This is a genomic window from Thioalkalivibrio sp. ALJ3, assembly GCF_000377205.1.
In the GTDB taxonomy this organism is placed as follows: domain Bacteria; phylum Pseudomonadota; class Gammaproteobacteria; order Ectothiorhodospirales; family Ectothiorhodospiraceae; genus Thioalkalivibrio.
This window is the reverse complement of record NZ_KB897907.1, coordinates 100,815-119,968: the sequence shown is the minus strand read 5'-3', so window position 1 is coordinate 119,968 and position 19,154 is coordinate 100,815. Positions and strand designations below refer to the sequence as shown.

Annotated in this window: 15 protein-coding genes; 6 read left to right on the top strand and 9 right to left on the bottom strand. The window is 64.8% G+C overall.

Translation table 11 applies throughout. The features are described 5' to 3' along the window. Nucleotides 1–19: 19 nt before the first annotated feature. From C935_RS0107060 to C935_RS0107025, 8 genes are all read right to left on the bottom strand, one after another. Nucleotides 20–2,926, bottom strand: coding sequence for a CsoS2 family carboxysome shell protein (locus tag C935_RS0107060; protein ID WP_018861817.1), 2,907 nt, complete (start codon nucleotides 2,924–2,926; stop codon nucleotides 20–22). A gap of 165 nt (nucleotides 2,927–3,091) precedes the next feature. Further along, nucleotides 3,092–3,424, bottom strand: a complete 333-nt coding sequence (locus C935_RS0107055) for a ribulose bisphosphate carboxylase small subunit (RefSeq protein WP_018861816.1) — start codon at nucleotides 3,422–3,424, stop codon at nucleotides 3,092–3,094. A gap of 68 nt (nucleotides 3,425–3,492) precedes the next feature. Next, complete coding sequence (locus C935_RS0107050; protein ID WP_018861815.1) at nucleotides 3,493–4,914, bottom strand: form I ribulose bisphosphate carboxylase large subunit; 1,422 nt, start codon at nucleotides 4,912–4,914, stop codon at nucleotides 3,493–3,495. A 278-nt stretch (nucleotides 4,915–5,192) separates the two neighbouring features. After that, nucleotides 5,193–8,300, bottom strand: coding sequence for an efflux RND transporter permease subunit (locus tag C935_RS0107045; RefSeq protein ID WP_018861814.1), 3,108 nt, complete (start codon nucleotides 8,298–8,300; stop codon nucleotides 5,193–5,195). Between the two features lie 14 nt (nucleotides 8,301–8,314). Next, nucleotides 8,315–9,427 carry an efflux RND transporter periplasmic adaptor subunit gene (locus tag C935_RS0107040; protein ID WP_018861813.1) on the bottom strand — a complete coding sequence of 371 codons (1,113 nt, stop codon included), beginning with the start codon at nucleotides 9,425–9,427 and terminating at the stop codon, nucleotides 8,315–8,317. Then, on the bottom strand, nucleotides 9,424–10,158 hold the full coding sequence (locus tag C935_RS0107035) for a TetR/AcrR family transcriptional regulator (protein ID WP_018861812.1): 735 nt from the start codon (nucleotides 10,156–10,158) through the stop codon (nucleotides 9,424–9,426). The genes C935_RS0107040 and C935_RS0107035 overlap by 4 nt, the downstream gene beginning before the upstream one ends. A gap of 105 nt (nucleotides 10,159–10,263) precedes the next feature. Further along, nucleotides 10,264–10,938: a type 1 glutamine amidotransferase domain-containing protein gene (locus C935_RS0107030; RefSeq protein WP_018861811.1), complete on the bottom strand. Its 675-nt coding sequence runs from the start codon at nucleotides 10,936–10,938 to the stop codon at nucleotides 10,264–10,266. A gap of 80 nt (nucleotides 10,939–11,018) precedes the next feature. Further along, nucleotides 11,019–11,675, bottom strand: a complete 657-nt coding sequence (locus C935_RS0107025) for a hypothetical protein (RefSeq protein ID WP_018861810.1) — start codon at nucleotides 11,673–11,675, stop codon at nucleotides 11,019–11,021. 362 nt (nucleotides 11,676–12,037) lie between these two features. Between C935_RS0107025 and C935_RS0107020 the strand changes: the two genes are divergently transcribed. Then, a complete protein-coding gene (locus C935_RS0107020) occupies nucleotides 12,038–12,247 on the top strand; it encodes a hypothetical protein (protein WP_231367700.1) in 210 nt (69 codons plus the stop codon). Between the two features lie 29 nt (nucleotides 12,248–12,276). Here the strand turns inward: C935_RS0107020 and C935_RS0107015 are convergent, their stop codons facing one another. Next, on the bottom strand, nucleotides 12,277–13,053 hold the full coding sequence (locus tag C935_RS0107015) for an HAD family hydrolase (protein ID WP_018861808.1): 777 nt from the start codon (nucleotides 13,051–13,053) through the stop codon (nucleotides 12,277–12,279). Between the two features lie 139 nt (nucleotides 13,054–13,192). Between C935_RS0107015 and dksA the strand changes: the two genes are divergently transcribed. The 5 genes from dksA (at nucleotide 13,193) to C935_RS0106990 (ending at nucleotide 19,114) form a co-directional block, all read left to right on the top strand. Continuing rightward, on the top strand, nucleotides 13,193–13,645 hold the full coding sequence (gene dksA / locus C935_RS0107010; protein WP_018861807.1) for an RNA polymerase-binding protein DksA: 453 nt from the start codon (nucleotides 13,193–13,195) through the stop codon (nucleotides 13,643–13,645). 28 nt (nucleotides 13,646–13,673) lie between these two features. Beyond that, the gene (gene gluQRS, locus C935_RS0107005) at nucleotides 13,674–14,615 is read left to right on the top strand and encodes a tRNA glutamyl-Q(34) synthetase GluQRS (protein ID WP_018861806.1); all 942 of its coding nucleotides are present in this window, start codon (nucleotides 13,674–13,676) and stop codon (nucleotides 14,613–14,615) included. A gap of 92 nt (nucleotides 14,616–14,707) precedes the next feature. Then, nucleotides 14,708–14,881, top strand: coding sequence for a hypothetical protein (locus C935_RS13355; protein WP_018861805.1), 174 nt, complete (start codon nucleotides 14,708–14,710; stop codon nucleotides 14,879–14,881). Continuing rightward, complete coding sequence (locus C935_RS0106995) at nucleotides 14,871–17,816, top strand: sensor histidine kinase (RefSeq protein WP_018861804.1); 2,946 nt, start codon at nucleotides 14,871–14,873, stop codon at nucleotides 17,814–17,816. Before C935_RS13355 ends, C935_RS0106995 begins: the two co-directional genes overlap by 11 nt. Continuing rightward, nucleotides 17,813–19,114, top strand: a complete 1,302-nt coding sequence (locus C935_RS0106990; protein ID WP_018861803.1) for a sigma-54 dependent transcriptional regulator — start codon at nucleotides 17,813–17,815, stop codon at nucleotides 19,112–19,114. The genes C935_RS0106995 and C935_RS0106990 overlap by 4 nt, the downstream gene beginning before the upstream one ends. Nucleotides 19,115–19,154: the final 40 nt, after the last annotated feature.

The window sequence follows — 19,154 nt, the reverse complement described above, 5'->3', positions numbered from 1 at the left end:
TTGCCTCCTTACTCGCCGCTTAGCCGCGGGCACCACCGGACAGGGTCACGAGAGAACCACTGCCACTATTCCCGGATGAGCCCGTAATCTTGCTCATCGGCACTTCCTTTCGCTCAAGCTCACGATTGGCATACGCACTGCGACCTTCACCCCGCGGGTTGCCCTTCTGCGTCGCATTGCGCCGCGTGGCAAACCCTTCGGTGCCGGTGACACTGCTACCACGACCCCAGTCATCGCCCGTAATCGTCACGCCGTTGCTGCTGCCGTTAACGGTCACGCGCTCGGCGCCCACCTTGGCCGTGTCTTCGGCCTGAGCCGGTACCGGCTGGTGACGATCCGGCTGATAACGGAACTCTTCCGTACCGGACACCAGACCCGTCGCCTTGTTGATCGGGCCGGTGATGCCACCGGAGGCGCCGTACGCAGTACCCGTCACACGACGTTCGCGGCGCGCCCAGGCCTCGCGGGCCGGGCTTTGCACACTGAAACCGGCGTGGGGCATGTCGTAGGCCGGCACTTCGGCGACCGGCGCGGCCACAGTCGCCTGACCCTCCGGACGCAGCCGCGGATGCAGGCTGCTCGCGGCCGACGGACAGGTCGCGGCAAACTCATTGGCTCCCACGTACGGCGCGCCCGACACATTCTGGCAAGCGCCGCGTTCGGTACCGGTCACACGCTCGTCGTAGCCAGGCTGGCTGCCCGATACCGGATGCCCGGGCGTCGCGTGGCGTTCGGCCACTCGGGTCTGGGCGCTCTGTGCGTCACGCGGGTCACAGTAGGTTTCGTACTGATCGGCGCCGATGTACGGCGTTCCGGAAATCGGCTTGCACGCCCCGTACTCATCCCCCGTCACCCGTGAAGACCTGCCGACGGACGTACCGGAGACGTTCTGCTGATTCCAGGTGCGGCTCACGGAGACCTTCTCCGCACCCGGCTGCGGACGGCTTCCACAAAAGGCGTCGTAATGCTCGGAGCCGACATACTCGGTACCGGTAATCGGCTTGCAGCCACCGTACTCGTCACCGGTCACGCGCAGCGAGCTATCCACCTGGGTGCCGGACACTTCCCGGCCCCGCAGTGTGTGCATGACGCCCACCTTGGGCACACCACCGGCGGCCGGACGATCACACAGCTCGCCAAAATCTGCCTGGTTGTAGTACGGGGTACCGGTCAGAGGTCGGCAGGAACCCGATTCGTCGCCGGTCACCTTGGGGCTCCGGCCCACGGCCGTACCCGTCACGCTCTGGTCTTCCATGGTGTGCAGCTCCTGCACCTTGGCCGGCGTCGGCTCGGGGCGAGTACCGCACATGCCCTTGAACTGTTCCGTACCGATGTATTCGGTGCCGGTGACCGGCTTGCAGCTGCCGTATTCGTCACCGGTGACTCGCGAGGAGCGCCCGACTTCGGTCCCGGTCAGTTCACGACCGCGAAGCGTATGCATGACGCCGACCTTCATCGGCGCTCCGTTCGACTTTCCCGTGTTGCACGGAACCTCGCTCGCCTGCGTGTTCAGGTACTCGGTGCCCGTGATGTCACGGCAGGAGCCGGATTCGTCACCGGTTACCCGCGGGCTGCGGCCGACGCTAGTGCCGGAGACACCCTCGCCCTGGCGCGTAATCATCACGCTGGTCCGTGGCTTGGTCGCCGGCGCACGGGTTCCGCAGAAGCCCTCGTACTGCTCGCTGCTCAGATACTCCGTTCCGGTGATCGCCTCGCAGGACCCCGACTCGTCGCCAGTTACGCGCGGCGAGCGACCGACTTCCGTCCCACTGACCTCCTGGCCGCGGCCTGTGTGAGAGTGCCCCACCTTGGCCGGGTTGGCTCTTGGGCGCACGTTGCAGTAACGCTCGTAGTGTTCCAGACCGAGATACTCGGTTCCGGTGATGTTCGAGCAACTCCCTGCTTCCGCTCCGGTCACGCTCGGGGTCGCCTCGACCTGAGTACCGCTGATGTGGCCGCCGGCAAGGGTCGTACCCTCTTCCACCTTGGGCGGGGCTTCGCTGACCTCGCCCCGCGGCCGGCCACAAGGACGCCCCGGATCGGACGAACCGCGGCCAATCGTGCACAGTTCTTCGCGGCGCTGGCGGGCCACCTCACGGGTGGACATACCCTTGCGCTTCGCGGCCTTCCAGGCGCCTTCCTGCGGCATGGCGCCACGGCCCTTGGACCCGTTAAAGCGGCGCTTGGTAGCCCGCTTGCCGTTCTGGGCCAGGGCCTCGCGGCGGGCCATGCAGATCGCCCGAACCTCCGAGATCATCGGATGCGGCCCAGCGGCCTCACCGCCGGATTCCACTTTGTCGCACAGCTGGTCGAGGCCACTCTCGACGACAGTGTCCTGCTGACTCGAGGCGGCGGTGTAGCTGTCGTCACGCTCGGACTTCTCGTCCTGGCGGGTCTCCGCAAACGATCCCTGGCCTTTCAGGAGATCCTCGCGGCGGGGTTCCGGCGCCATGGCCTTCTTGCCGTCAGTTGCCAGTGCCTGGCGACGCAGACGACAGATTTCGCGACCGCTCATGTTCGCGCAGTCGATGTCCATGCCCTGGCTCTGCGCCAGTGCGTCGAGCTGGCGTGAACGATCGGCACCGGCACGGGCCAGGCCACCGAGCGCGCGCGCACGGGTGTTGGAACGACCGACGGCCTTCTTGCCCTGGCGCGCCATCTTCTGGCGACGCTCAAGGGCGGCCTGGCGGCCATTGGAGGCCCCGGCATGCGCGCCCGGCTCCGGGCGTCGCTCGCGGGAGCGTTCGTCAGCGACAAACGAAGTCGACGACGAAGATTCGTTGGAGTGCACTTCCGGCTCCCGCGTTTCGGGGGCCGATTCGGAAACGGGCTGGGCCTGGCGCGCCTTCTGCGCGGCCGCGGCGGAACGCGACGTTTCCCTGGTCTGGCCGGGCTTCTTCACGGCAGCCTTGCCATTGTGAGACATGGCCTTGCGCCGTTCCCGGGCGAGTTCGCGACCCGAGAGACCTTCAGACGCGGATGTCGGATTACTCATGGCACTTCCTTACAGTTGGCGGCAGCAACGGTAATAACGCTTGGTGGAATGGCTGGAGCCCGCACAGAGCCCCAGCCCTCCTACCGAACCGGGGTCTTAGCGACCGCGGTCAACCACGAAGGCCATACCCTGGCTCTGGGCGTAGTTGTCGTACGCAATGAAGCGCACCATCATGCCCGGGTTCGCGCGGCGGCACTGTTCGATCTCGGACAGCACCGCTTCCACGGACTGCTCGCCGAAGAAAGGAAGCTTCCACATGTACCAGTAGTGGGACATGGCGTTTTCTTTCTCGCTGTACTCGATCGCCGGGTTCCAGCCCTGGGCAATGCAGTATTCAATCTGCTTGCGGACCTGGTCGGCGTTCATCTCCGGCAAGTAGGAGAAGGTCTCGTACTTCTGCACCGGCTTGAAGTTCTGAATATCGGACATGTCGGTAATCCTATGCTCTGGTTCTCTCTGGGTGCGGGCAGCCCCTCAGACTGCCCGCACTCGGGCGATCACTTATGCTGGGTATCCAGCTTGTCGACGGTGTCGAACTCGAACTTGATCTCTTTCCACGTTTCCATGGCGATCTTCAGTTCGGGGCTGTGCTGCGCCGCCTGAGTCAGGATCTCCTTGCCTTCGCGCTCGATATCCCGACCTTCGTTGCGCGCCTGGACACAGGCCTCCAGCGCGACGCGGTTGGCCGTCGCACCCGGGGCATTGCCCCACGGATGGCCCAGCGTACCGCCGCCGAACTGCAGCACGGAGTCGTCACCGAAGATGGAGACCAGGGCCGGCATGTGCCAGACGTGGATACCACCGGAGGCCACGGCAAACACACCCGGCATGGAACCCCAGTCCTGATCGAAGAAGATGCCGCGCGAGCGGTCTTCCGGCACGAAGGATTCGCGCAGCAGGTCGATCCAGCCCAAGGTCGCCGCACGGTCGCCCTCCAGCTTGCCGACCACGGTGCCGGTGTGCAGGTGGTCACCACCGGACAGACGCAGGATCTTGGCCAGCACACGGAAATGGATACCGTGCTTCGGATGACGGTCGAGCACCGCGTGCATGGCACGGTGGATGTGCAGCAGCATGCCGTTGTCACGGCACCAGTTGGCCAGGCCCGTGTTGGCACAGAAGCCACCGGTGATGTAGTCGTGCATGATGATCGGTGCGCCAATCTCCTTGGCGAACTCGGCACGCTTGTACATCTCTTCCGGGGTCGGCGCGGTGACGTTCAGGTAGTGACCCTTGCGCTCGCCGGTTTCGGCTTCGGCCTTCAGGGTCGCTTCCTGCACGAACTCGAAGCGGTCACGCCAGCGCATGAACGGCTGCGAGTTGATGTTCTCGTCATCCTTGGTGAAGTCGAGACCGCCACGCAGGCACTCGTATACGGCACGGCCGTAGTTCTTCGCGGACAGACCCAGCTTCGGCTTGATGGTACAGCCCAGCAGCGGACGACCGTACTTGTTCATGCGGTCACGCTCGACTTGGATACCGGCGGGCGGACCACCGCAGGTCTTCACGTAGGCCATCGGGAAGCGCACGTCTTCCAGACGCAGGGCACGGATGGCCTTGAAGCCGAACACGTTACCGACCAGCGAGGTGAACACGTTCACCACCGAGCCTTCTTCGAACAGGTCGATCGGGTAGGCGATGAACGCGTAGAAGGACTCGTCGTCACCCGGGACGTCCTCGATCATGTACGCCCGACCCTTGTAGTAATCCATGTCGGTCAGGAGGTCGGTCCACACCGTGGTCCAGGTACCGGTCGAGGACTCGGCGGCCACGGCAGCCGCGGCTTCTTCGCGGTCGATGCCCGGCTGCGGGGTAATCTTGAAACATGCCAGCAGATCAGTATCCAGCGGCATGTATTCCGGCATCCAGTAGGTTTCGCGGTAATCCTTGACGCCCGCGGAGTACTTCTTGGCGGCCATGTGGCTTTCTCCTACGCGTTGGTTAATCGTGACGGTCGCCTAGATTAGGAAGGCACACTACTAATAACAAATAAATAATCTAGATACGACCAATAGACGTTCGTTTATAAAAGGGCCGGTCGGCGGGTGTCCGCGGACCGGCGTGGGGGTTCGGCTCGCACGAGCGCTGGCGGGTCAACGGCACGACGCTCGGGATGCGGAGCAGGATTGTAGTCCATGACCGGAGTCAATGCATGCCTTTATTGCAACGCCCCGGATCGAGCGCTCGAAGATCAGGCTCAAACGGAAGCCGCCGGATCCGGGTCCTCGCCGCGCGCCTGGGCGTCGGCGTAGTGATCGCGGGCGACATAAGTGTAGATCGCTGGCACCACGAACAGGGTAAAGAGCGTACCGATGGCCATTCCCGCCGCAATGACCAGACCCATGGCAAAGCGCGACCCGGCGCCCGCGCCAGAGGCGAGCAGCAGCGGCACCATGGCCACAACAGTGGCGGTCGTCGTCATCAGGATCGGGCGCAGACGCAGACTGGCCGCTTCCTCGATCGCGTCCCGGAGCGGTCGGCCCTGTCGCTGCAACTGGTTCGCGAACTCCACGATCAAGATACCGTGCTTGGCGATCAACCCAATCAGCGTCAAGAGTCCCACCTGGGTGTAGATGTTCAACGAGGTCACGCCGAGACTTATGAAGATCAACGCGCCCGCAATCGACATCGGCACCGTGGTCAGAATAATCAAGGGATCACGGAACGACTCGAACTGCGCGGCCAGCACCAGGAAGATCACGACCAGCGCGAAGAAGAACGTAACGACGAGGTCCCCACCCTCGGCCTTCAGCTGGCGCGACTCGCCGGCATAGTCCACGTTCACATCCGGCGGAAGCACCTCGGCCGCGATCTCGTCGATGATGTCCAGCGCCTCGCCCAGCGTAACACCCGGTCGCGGCACTCCCTGCAAGGTCACGGCATTGAGCTGCTGGAAGCGGTTGAGCTGGCGCGGCGTGACCGTTTCCTCCAGCGTCACGATGCTGGACAACGGCACCGGTTCGCCATCCGCAGTGCGTGTATATAACTCTTCCAGTTGTTCCGGGGTCAGGCGGTCGGAACGCTGGACCTGCGGGATTACTCGATAACTGCGGTTTTCCATCGCAAACCGCCCGGCAAAGCCGCCGGACAGGTACGTGGCCAGGTCGGCATTGAGCGTGGCCATGTCGATGCCGAGCTGCGAGGCCCGCTCGCGGTCGATCTTCAGATCCACCCGGGGCTGGTCAAAGTTGAGATCGGTATCCAGGAAGATAAAGCGGCCTGTCGCCATCGCCCGGTCCTTGATCTCCTGGCTAAGCTCGTTCAACTCCTCGAACGAACTGGTCGACCCAAACACAACGCTGATCGGCGCGCCCTGTCCCGGGGTCGGCAGCTGCGGCGGCTGTATGGCGAACACCTCCAGCGCTGGCAGCCCCTCCAGCGCCGGCTGCAGATCCTCTTCCAGAATCTTCGCGGTTGAACGCTCACGCTGGTCCCACGGCGCCATCACAAAGCCGCCCAGGGCCTGGTTGGTCGCCCCGGCCATGCCGGGGCCGCCGCCAAAGCCGTTCACGATAAAGATATTGTCGAGTTCGGGGATGCGGTCGAAGAAGCCGTCGGTAAGCGCCGTGTTGCGCTCCAGATAGTCGATCCCCATGTAGGCGTCGCCCTCCATGATCGAAAAGGCGAAGCCCTGGTCCTCCTGTGGCTCCAGCTCGGTCTGCGAGGTCACGAACAGGAAATAGCACGACACCAGCACGATGGCCCCGAACGCAGCAATGGTGAAGCGGTCGTTCAACGCCCCGTGCAGCCGTCGGCGATAGCGTTCGCGCAGGCTGTCGAAACGCGCGTCCAGCCAGGACTCGATACGCCCGCGCCGTTCCACAGTGCCATCGCGCAGGATCTTCGAGCACATCATCGGCGACAGCGTGATCGCGACAATCCCCGAGATCACGACGGTCGCCGCGAGAGTAAACGCGAACTCGATGAAGAGCGTACCGGTCAGGCCGCCGATGAAGCCAAGCGGCAGGAATACCGCGACCAGCGTGGTCGACATCGCGACGATCGGCCAGGCAAGTTCGCGCGCACCACGGATTGCCGCATCCATGCGCGACATTCCCTCCTCGATGTGCCGCGAGATATTCTCCAGCATGATGATCGCGTCATCGACCACGATGCCGATCGCCAGGACCATGGCCAGCAGCGTCAGCAGGTTCAGCGAGAATCCCATCAGCAGCATCAGCATGAAAGTGCCGATCAGGGACAGAGGTACCGCAACGGCCGGGATCAGCACACTGCGCAACGACCCGAGGAACAGATAGATCACCAACAGCACGATCAGCAGCGCGAGGCCGATCGTTGTCAGTACTTCGTTGATTGCGCTCTCGATGTACTCGGTGGAGTCATAGACGATCTCGCCCTCCAGCCCCGAGGGTAGCCGCGGCTCGATACGTTCCTCGAAGATCTCGCGCACCTCGGCGATCACCTCCAGGGCATTGGCATCCGGCGCCAGCTCGATACCAATAAAAGTCGCCGCCTGACCGTTGAAGCGCACCGAAGTGTCGTAGTTCTCCGAGCCCAGCTCCACCTCGGCGATATCGCCGAGACGCACCAGGTCACCATCCCGTTCGAACAGGATCAGTTCCTCGAAGGCCTCGGGCGTCTGGAGGTCGGTATCCGCGGTCAGATCCAGACTCACCATTGAGCCCTTGGTCTGCCCCACCGCAGAGAGGACGTTATTTCCCTCCAGTGCCGAGCGAACATCGCGCCCGGTCACGCCATAGGCCGCCATGCGATCGGCATCCAGCCAGGCACGCATCGCAAAGCTCTGATCTCCCAGGATCTCAGCACGCTGCACGCCATTGACCGTGGCGAGCTCCGGCTGGACCTCGCGTATCAGGTAGTCCGTGGTCTGATTGTTGGACAGTCGCTCGGAATAGAACGAGAGGTACATGGCCGCGACATCGTCACCCACCGAGAGGTCCACGACCGGGTCCTCAGCTTCGGATGGCAGATCACTGCGAATCTTGTCCACCTGAGCGGAGATCTGTGTCAGGGCCTGGTTCGGGTCGTAATCGAGCTCCAGAAATGCCTGCACGGTACTCACGCCCGCCAGACTGTTCGAGACGATGTAGTCGATGCCCTCCGCCTCGGCGATCTCGCGCTCCATCGGCGTGGTAATGAACCCCTGAATCAGGTCCGCATCCGCGCCGATATAAGCGGTGCTGACCGTGACCACCGCGTTCTGTACTTCGGGGAACTGGCGCACGTTCAGGTCGAACACCGCCCGCACTCCGAACAACAGGATGAACAGGCTGACCACGGTGGCCAGCACAGGCTTCTGGATGAAGATATCGGTGAAGCGCATCGTTTCGGGTCCGCTCAGCGGTTCGCCGGCCGCGGATCGCGGGCGGCGTCAGGCTGAGCATCCTCCGTGACCTTCACGGGGGTATCGTTCTGCAGCTTCAGCAGACCGCTGACCGCGATCTCGTCGCCCTCTTCCAGGCCATCAACCACCCGCACGAGATCACCCCGGCGTTCGCCAATCTCCACCAGGCGCTGCTCCACCCGCTTCTGGCCGTCATCGTCCTCGTAGATCACGAATACCGAATTACCCCAGGGCGCAAAGCGAATGGCCGTCTGCGGAACCACCAGACCCTCCTCCGGCTCGCCTCGCTGCAGGGTCACCCGCGCAAACTGGCCCGGCCGCAGGCGATGATCCTCGTTCGAGATCATCGCCTGCACCCGGAACATCCGCGAGGCCGCACGGACACGCGGTTCGATCGCGGTGATCTGCCCCTCGAAGGTCTCGCCGTAGGCATCCACGGTGATCTCGACATCCTGCCCCAGCTCGACCAGTGCCAGGCGGCGCTCGGGCAGCGTGAAGTTCACATACAGCGGATCCAGAGACTCCAGCACCACGATCGGATCGCCCGGGCCGACAAACTGGCCCTCGTTCACCTGGCGAATGCCCAACTGCCCATCGAAGGGCGCACGCAAACGCTTCTGACGAATGCGCGCCTCCTGTGCCTTCACCGCCGCCTGTGCCTGCTGCGCCTCGGTGGCGCGGCGCTGGAACTCCGAGTCGGAGATGCCATCGCGCTGAATCAGTCCTCGTGCACGCTCCAGTTCGCGCTCCGCCAACTCGGTTTCCGCACGCAGGCTTTCCAGCTCTGCCTCGTCGAGCTCGGTATCGAGCTCGACCAGTGTCTCGCCCGCCTCGGCGAACGCGCCACTGGCAAAGTGAATACGGTCCACAATACCCTGTGCCTCGAAGCTCAGGGTCGCTCCCTGAACCGCCTCGAGATCGCCCACCGCACGTAGCTGGGGGGCCCAGCGATCGGTTTCCACCGTCGCCGCGTTGATGGTCGCGGTCGGCTCCGGCATCTCGTCGAAGAACTCCGCGATCTGCTGATCGACGAAGGCCTTGAAACCAAAAATGCCGCCCAGGACAAGGGCCACGCCCAGCAGCATCAGAAAGAATCGCTTGCTCATGGATTTGCCTCGGGGATGTACTCGCGCAGGACCGCGCGCACCCGCTCCGTCTCGGCGCGCACGACCGAGGGTTCGTCTGGATCGATCCGCGGTTCCCAGCGCCAGCCAGTCAGCAGCGCATGGGTGTGGCGAATCAAGTGTTCATAGGGTCGGTGGATGTCGTAGGCATCCAGCAACCCCTGGGCGTTGGCAAGCGTCTGCATGCCGGTATTCAGCGCCCACGGACCCAGCCCCATCTCTTCCTCGCCCAGTTCCTGTGCCAATGGAAGGTCCTGGTTGGCCCGGGCCTCGGACACAATCGCGGTTACCGCCTCGCTGATTGGCTGGGCCGCCTCCAGCAACTCGTCGCGGCGCACTTCCGACGTGCTCGCCCAGACCACCTCCGTGGTAACGAACTGGGTCAGGCGATAGTAGTCCGGATTCGTCTGTGCGAAATCAATATCCGCGAGCACCATGGCCAGCATTCGTGAACGCGTTCCCAAAGGCAGCCGCGGAATCCGCCGAAAAACCTCGGCACGCTGGCGCGTCGTCCGGGTGGCGACAGCCGCGAGCAGGTCCTCCTTGGAATTGAAATGCTGGTACAGCGTGCCGGTCGCGTACTCGCAGGCCGCGGCCAGACGTGACATCTGCAATGCCAGAAGTCCCTCCGAGCGGATCAGCTCGTGGGCCTTTTCGATAAAAAGTGTCTCGCGTGCTTCACGTTCGCGCTGGCGGCGGTTCTCGGTACCCATCGGCGCACCGTACCGAATCCGCGCCAAGATTTGAACCCCGTTCAAATCCCATGAACAAAAAAACCGGGGCGCAATGGCCCCGGTCGCATGCACAAGGCAGAACCGTCAGCTCGATTCGCGAACGAGTCGCACGATCGCGTCGGCCACACTCTTGCTGGATTGCGGGTTCTGCCCGGTGACCAGTTTGCCATCCACCACAACATGGTCGGCCCAGTCTTCGGCGGTCTCGACCTCTCCACCCAGTTCGGCGAGCCGGTCCTGCAGCAGAAACGGCACGGCCTTATCGAGCTGAACGGCTTTCTCCTCGCTGTTGGTGAACGCGGCCACCTTGCGCCCCTTCACCGCCGGGCTGCCATCTTTCAGCATCGCACCGACCAGGCAGGCCGGCCCATGGCATACCGCGCCCACGACCTTGTCGTTCTCCAGGAACTCGCCCACCAGACGCTGCACATGCGGGTTTTCCGGGAGATCGAACATCGTCCCGTGCCCGCCGGGGAAGAAGATCGCCGCGTACGCATCGTGGTGCATGCCTTCATCGAGATGGATCGTGTCATCCAGGGCCTCCTGCGCGGCGACGGCCGCCGGGCCGGGATGATTCGACTCCAGGCTCTTGGGATCCAGAGGGACAGGCCCGCCCTTGGGACTGGCCACCTTGATCTCGAAACCGGCCTTGCGGAAGCGGTCATACGGCACCGAGAACTCGTCGAACCACACGCCGGTCGCATGGCCATCGCCGATCTCGCCGTGACTGGTCACCACCATCAATATCGTCTTGCTCATCCCGCGAACTCCTGTCGGATCCATACGGCTCCGTGGACCTGCCCGCTCGGGATCGGGTTCCCCAAACAACCCACCCGACACTACATGCGGCGGAAGAGCTCGACGAGATCGTCGCGCATCGGCAGGCGATCCATCTCCTCGGTTGTGAACTCGGAGCCGTCGAAGGAGACGCGCAGCATCACGGCCTCACCGGCTTCCAAGTCGGGGCTGAGCGCGATCATCGAACGTCCGGTCAGGTACTCCGCCACGGACTCATCCTTCGAGACGGCCGCCTGGACCTGCCGCTGCATCCAGGTGGAGGCATGCAGCATCAAGGTGCCATCCCATTCGGCCTTCGCGAGTTCGCTGAGCAGACCATGAGCCAGGGCGACATTAGTGTCGCGGCTAACGCCTGCGCCGAAGGCCAGATAGGTGACCTCCGCGTCATCAATCGCCGCCACGGCCTCGGCCGCATCCTCTGGGTCTCCCATACCGGCGATCCGAAACTGAGCTTCCGGGTTGGCTACCAACAGCGCTGCCCCGATGCCACCAGTCAGGGCGCTACAGATCGCAGAACGGTTGTTGACGACAGCCAGAGACTCGACTTCCAGCTTGCTAGCGATTGCCTGGCCAATATTGCCGCCGATCATGGTGCGAATATTCTGCTGCTCGCCGAAGGACAGCGAATCGGCGGCCACGGTCATTGGTGCGGCCAGCAACACGGCCGCCAGAGACAGTGCAAGGGTGGGCTTTTTCATAAGTTTACCTCTTGCGGGAATCCGGCAAGTTCCGAGCTTTGGATAATCCCGACCTCGTTACAAGTCAGACTTCCTGCTGCCCGGCGTCTTCCAGACCTCGGATGCTCACGTGAACCGAAAGCTTTGACCGCATCGCACGCGCCTGTGTTCATGCGTTTTCAATAAATCATTTTCGAACGCTAGGGAGACGCTGATTGTTTGGCGTTTCCGTGGGTAACAGCGAACGTCACCAGAATCGACCACGGCAACTGGTTGAGTCCGAAGCCCGCTTCAAACCCCTTAGGTCAGTGCAAAGATATGCATGAAAATGCAGCGACGCGTGCGCTGAAAACGCCAGGATGGTTTTCTTCAGCGCTTCCCTAATGATAGACGCTGTTCGGCGGCTGACGCTCGTCGCGCTGATGCTCCAGGATCGCCCGATCGTGCTGCTCGACGAACCCTTCTCCGACCCTCGACCGATCGCGCTGCGGCACCTGCAGCCCCGGCTGGATCAGCACCGGTATATGCTGGTTACACACCCCCGAAGCACTGCCGGAGCCATGGCCAGCCTGTCGCTGTCGCGGCCCGCCTGATGCGCTTATTGGAAAATGTCCATTCGGGGTCAGCGTGTATCGGCCGCTGTTGCGGCCCACTCGCGGAGCGCCGCCACGTTGACACATGGTCCCGGCAGGTCCGGCCCCTGCAACACCTTGGCTGGACGATCAGGCTCGCCAAATCCATCCAGAACCACCAGCGCCCCGCTGAAATCCTGCTCGCGCGTGTATTCGTTGGTCGTGACCACTACATTCAGACCCGCTCCCCGGGCCGCGCGAACGCCGTTGTCGGAGTCCTCCAGGGCAAGACAGACCTGATGCGGAAGATCCATCGCTTCCAGGGCGTGCCGGAAGATATCGGGAGCCGGTTTTTTCTCCGGGACGACATCACCGGCCGCGATCACCTCGAAGCGCTCCGGCCCTTCGTCGCCCAGATTAGCCTGCAACAGCGCAGTGACATTCGCGGGTGTCGTGGTAGTAGCAATGGCCAAGCGCAGGCCGTCGGCCGCTGCCTCGTCCATCAGGCGTTCGACCCCCGGGCGCAGCGGGATCGCACCGGTCTCCAGCAACGCCACATAGTGGCGGGTCTTGGCCGCATGCAGGTCACGGATGCTCTGGTCGATGCCGGGCTCGTCCAGGATGTCGGGATGATCCTCCGAGAGGTACTGGCGGATGCGTTCCTTGCCACCCGTCACGCGCAGCAACTGCCCGTAGCGCTCGACGCTCCACTCCCAGTCCAGCCCGGCCTCGGCAAACGCCTGGTTGAATGCGACGCGATGCCCGTCGCGCTCGGTATCGGCCAGTGTGCCGTCGACATCGAAGATCAAGGCCTTCAGTTCCTGCATCCGAGTTCCTCTGGGTATGTAGCTGATAAAGGGGGGTTCGCTTCGGGGAGCGCCCAAAAACTCTGGCACGGGACTTGCCCAGCCGAGCTGTCTCTGATACTAAGTGCGCCTTATTTTTCCAGCCGGAGAGAATGCCCGCATGGCTGCTGACAAGAATCAGGACCACCCCTCCACCAAGCACATGGTTGCCGGAGGCATCGCGCCCTACGAGCCGAAGTCCGGCGAAGAGTACATGAATACGGAACAGCTCGATCATTTCCGCAGCCTGCTGCGGGCATGGCGCCAGGAGCTGGCCGAAGAGGTCGACCGTACCGTGGGCCACATGCGCCAGGACGCCGCGAATTTCGCGGACCCGGCCGACCGCGCCACCCAGGAAGAGGAATTCGGCCTGGAGCTTCGTGCCCGCGATCGCGAGCGCAAGCTGTCGAAGAAGATCGACGAGGCGCTGCGCAAGATCGACACCGGGGATTACGGCTACTGCGAAACCTGCGGCGTCGAGATCGGCATCCGCCGACTGGAGGCCCGTCCAACCGCCACGATGTGCATCGACTGCAAGCAGCTGGCGGAGATCAAGGAAAAACAGATGGCGTAATACGCCACTGGCGGCAGGATGCCGTGCCATGACCACCGCCAGCCCGAATCAAGGCGCCCTTTACGTGGGGCGCTTTGCCCCCACCCCCTCCGGCCCGCTGCATGCCGGTTCCCTGTTCGCCGCCGTCGTCTCGTGGCTGGATGCCCGCAGCCACCATGGCCGTTGGCACCTGCGGATCGACGACATCGACACCCCTCGTGTCCAGATGGGCGCGGAGGCCGCGATCCTTTCGGCACTCGAGGCCTTCGCCCTGGACTGGGACGGCCCGGTCACCCGCCAGGGCAACCGCACCCCGACATACCAGGCCGCGCTCGAGCACCTGCTGGAGCGGGACCTCGCCTTTGGCTGCGCCTGCACCCGGCGCGACCTCGCCCAAAACGGGAAACCGGGCTGGGAAGGCCCGATCTACCCCGGGACCTGTCGCCACGGCCCGCCGGCCGGACACCCGCCGCGAGCGTTCCGCGCCCGCGCCGTGCAGTCACACTGGGATGTGGAAGACCGTTTCCTGGGCCCGGTCGCCTTCGACCTCGAGGCCCTCGGCAGTGACTTCGTCGTCCGCCGCGCGGATGGCCTGTTTGCCTACCAGCTGGCCACCGTCGTGGACGATCTCGAGCTGGGGGTGACCGACGTGGTTCGCGGAGTCGATCTGCTGGGATCCACCCCCCGTCAGATGCAGCTGTATCAATCGTTGGCCACACCCTGGCCCCGCTACGCGCACCACCCCGTGCTGATCGCCGCAGGTGGCCAGAAGCTGTCCAAAACGACGGGCGCCGACGGCCTGCGCGAGGACACCACACGCGCCCAGCTCGCCTCGCTTCTGACCTGGATCGGACTGACACCCAGCGATCACGATCATCCCGACCGTCCCGCTACCCAGCTGGCCGAGGCACTGGACCGTCTGACCGAGCGCCCCCTGGCGACCCGCTTGCCACTAGCCACCGGCGTGCCCGCCCGCAATCTCGCGAGGTAGACTGCGGCCATGCTGCGCCTGTCCACCGCCACATTCGCGCCACGGCCTGCGCCCCGTCGCAGGCCGCATTGGCGCAATCCGGGACGCTGACCATGGAGTCTTCACGCGCGATCCTGGTCGCCCTGCTTGGTGCGCTGCTCTTCCTCAGCCCACTGGTGATCTGGGTCGCGCACCTGACGCCGGCCTGGTGGTGGCCGTTCGCGGGCTGGGCGGCTTTCATCCTGCTGGTCGCCGTTGTCTTTGCCGGGGATCGCCGTGACCCTTAGCCTGGGCCTGATCTACGCCGTCGGCGTGGCCTATCTGGCCCTGCTGTTCGGGATCGCCTTCCTGGCCGATCGCGTTCCGCGCGTCGGGCGCATCGCGGCCAATGGCTGGGTGTTCAGCCTGTCGCTGGGTGTCTATGCGACGTCCTGGACCTTCTACGGCAACCTCGGTTTCCTCGCGGACCACGGCTACCTGTACCTGACGATCTACCTGGGCGTGACCCTGGCCTTCGCCGCCACCCCGTGGCTACTGCGCCCGATCCTGCGCCTGACCCGCGAGCAGCAGCTCACCTCACTGGCGGATCTGTTCGCGTTCCGCTACCGCAGCCGCTGGACCGGCCCGATCGTCGCGCTGTTCATGCTGGCCGGGGTGCTTCCGTACATCGCGCTGCAGATCAAGGCGGTCGCCGAATCCGCCGGTGTGCTAACGGCCGAGACGCCGCCGCACCTGCTCGCCCTGACCTTCAGTGCCACCATCGCGTTGTTCGCGATCCTGTTTGGCGCCCGCCATATCGCGCCGCGCGAGAAACACACGGGGCTGGTGCTGGCCATCGCGTTCGAGTCCATCGTGAAGCTGGTGGCGATCCTCGGGATAACCGCAGTCGCGCTGTACGCGGTGTTCGGCGGGTTCTCCGGCCTGGACACCTGGCTCACCGAGAATCCGGAGGCCGTGGATGCACTGTATGCGCCGGTGCGCGAGGGCGGCTGGTTCGCGATGATGATCCTGGCGTTTGCCGCCGCCTTCCTGCTGCCGCGTCAGTTCCACATGCTGTTTACCGAGAACATCAACCCGGCGGCGCTCAACCGGGCTGCCTGGGCCTTTCCCGCCTTCCTGCTCCTGCTGAATCTGCCGATGCCGGTGCTCTACTGGGCCGGTGAGTCGGCCGGGCTCGGCATCGACACCAACTACTACGCAATCGGCATCGCCGGCATGCTCGATTCGCCCTCGCTGGCCCTGCTGGTGTTCATTGGCGGACTCTCTGCCGCCAGCGCGATGATGATCGTGACCACGCTGGCCCTGGCCCACATGGGGACCAATTACCTCTCGCCGCTCACTCGCCTGCACGACGAGGACAGCGCCGCCGCCAACCTCTACTCCCGACTCCTTTGGGGACGCCGGCTGTGGATCGTGTTCATCATCGGTCTGGGCTACGCGTTCTACGGCCTGCTGCAGGTGGTCGAGGGCCTGGCCCAGCTGGGCCTGATTTCGTTTGCCGCCGTGGCCCAGCTGCTGCCGGGGCTGATTGGGCTGATGCTGTGGAAGCAGGCCAACCGCGTCGGGTTCCTGCTGGGTCTTTGCGCGGGAATCGCCGGCTGGGCGTTTACGCTGGTGTTGCCGCTGATGGCCGAGGCTGGCATCGTGACTGGCTACCCGGACCCGCAAGCCCTGCTCCAGGCCGAGGCACTGGACCCGTGGAGCTTTGCCCTGATGTGCAGCCTCGGCATCAATGCCGTGCTGTTCGTGCTCGGCTCGCTACTGACACGCCCCAACCGCGAGGAGACCGAGGCCGGACGCGCCTGCTGTCCCAACGAGTCGGCCGGGACCGGCGGTGGGTTGCCGCTGGCGGGCGACGTCGCCGAGATGGAGACCGCACTGGCCGCCACGCTCGGCGCCAGCGCCGCGCGCCACGAGGTACAGCGAGCCCTCGACGACCTCGGTCTGCCACGCCACACCCGTTCGCGCGGCGACCTGCGCTCGCTGCGCGAACGGATCGAACGCAACCTGTCGGGCCTACTGGGCCCGGTGCTCGCGCGCATGATCGTGGACCAGCACCTGCGTCTCGATGCGGCCGGGCGCCACACCCTCAGCGAGAGCCTGCGCCGGGTGGAGGAACAGCTCGAGACCCGGTCCCTGCCCCTGTCGGGCCTGGCAGCCGAACTGGACGCCTTGCGCCGCTTCCACCGCCAGATCCTTCACGAACTCCCGCTCGGCGTTGCAAGCCTCGGCACCACGGGCGAGATCACCGGCTGGAACCAGGCGCTGGCCAGGCTGACCACGATCCCCACGAATCGGGCCGTCGGGTGCAATATCCAGCAACTCGACAGCCCCTGGGCAGGGCTGCTAACGGCCTTTATCGAAAGCCCGGATCGCCAGTGGTACAAGCTCAACGTCGACCTGCCCGAGGGCAACCGGCGGCTGAACCTCCACAAATCCTCGCTCCAGGATGGTCAGGGGCGGCTGGAGGGCCGCATCGTCCTGATCGAGGACATCACCGAGCGCGCCCAGCTGGAATCCGAAATCGCCCACGGTGACCGCCTGGCCTCGATCGGGCGCTTTGCCGCCGGGGTCGCGCACGAGATCGGCAACCCGCTAACGGGCATCGCCTCGCTGGCGCAAAACCTCCCGCTGGAGGAGGACCCGGAAGAGGTCCGGGGCGCCGCCGAGGACATCCTCGCGCAGACACGGCGCATCAATGCGATCGTGCAGTCGCTGGTCACGTTCGCCCATGCCGACGAAGGCCCCTCCGCCGGGCATTTCGAGACCATCGCGCTGGATGCCATCGTCCACGAGGCGATCCGCCTCACCCGCCTGGCCGGGCGCAAGGATCTGCGCTTCGAACTGAGCGGCCTCGAAGCCCTCTATCTGCGCGGCTCGCACGCGACCCTGCTGCAGGTGTTCATCAACCTGCTGACCAACGCCGAACAGGCCTCACCCGAGAATGCGACGGTGTCGATCAGCGCCAGCGCGCGCGGGCGCAATATCCACCTGATCATCGACGACCGTGGGCCGGGGATCGATGAATCCAGCCTGGAGCGGCTGTTCGAGCCGTTCTTTACCACCAAGCCCGCCGGCCACGGCACCGGACTCGGCCTGCCGGTCGCCTACAGCATTGTGCGCGACCACGGTGGTACCCTGATGGCCGCGAACCGTCCGGATGGCGGGGCGCGTTTTATCCTGATCCTGCCGCGACACAAACCCGATGGCGACCACGCATGACGCGCATCCTTCTGGTTGACGACGAAGCCCCGATCCGCCGTGCCGTACGTCGGTTCCTGGAGCACCACGGCTTCCAGGTGCGCCTGGCCGAAGACCTCGCCAGCGCCCGCACCGCCCTGAGCGACGAACTGCCGGACCTGATGCTGGTGGACCTGCGCCTGCCCGACGGCGAGGGCATCGAGCTACTCGCGGAGACCGGTCAAACCCCCACGGTCATCATGACGAGTTACGCCTCGGTCCCGTCCGCGGTCACCGCCATGAAGGAAGGCGCGGCCGACTACATCGCCAAGCCCTTTGACCACGATGCCCTGCTGCTCACTCTGCGCGCGGCGTTGCGCGCCAGCACAACGGCGACCGGTGATCGCGATTCCGTCGACGATGGTCTGGGCCTGGTGGGAGACAGTGCGCCCATACAACTCCTGCGCGACCAGATCCGCCGTGTCGCGACCACTCAGTCCACCGTACTGCTGCGCGGCGAATCGGGCACCGGCAAAGAACTCGCCGCGCGGGCTCTGCATCGGCTCAGCTCGCGCGCGGCCGGGCCGTTCATTGCCGTTAACTGCGCAACCATCCCCGAGGGGCTGGTCGAGGCCGAGTTGTTCGGCCATGCCCAGGGCGCCTATACCGGCGCCGTCAAGGCACGCACCGGCCTGATCCAGGCCGCCCACGGCGGCACGCTGTTCCTGGACGAGATCGGCGAACTGGCCCCGGCGGCGCAGGCACGCCTGCTGCGCGTATTACAGGACGGCGAGATCCGCCCGGTCGGCGCGAACGAAAACCTCAAGGTCGATGTCCGCCTGCTGGCGGCCACGCATCGCGACCTGGAGGCGATGATCGGGGAGCAGGCCTTTCGTGCCGATCTGTACTACCGACTGCGCGTGCTGGAGCTGTTCATCCCGCCGCTGCGCGAGCGCCGCGAGGATATCCCGGCGCTGGCCCGACATTTCCTCGCCGACCTGGCAGGGAATGGCGGACCACCCACCGAACTCACCCCGGCCGCGCAACGAACGCTCGAGTCCCACGACTGGCCGGGCAACGTGCGCGAACTGGCGAATGCCCTGGAACGCGGCTGGGTGCTGAGCCCGGACGGCCGGATCGAGCCGGACCACCTGGGACTGGCCCCGACCACGGCCAATGGCGATGGGCATACAGGGGGGTCGAGCCTCAATGACTACTTCCGACGCTTCGTGCAGCAGAACCAGGCCCAGATGACCGAAACCGAACTCGCCCGCGCCCTGGGCATCAGCCGCAAAACCCTGTGGGAACGCCGCCAGCGCGAGAACCTGCCCCGCCCTTGAGGGGTCTGACCGGGCGGCTGACCGGGTCGAGGAGAGACGC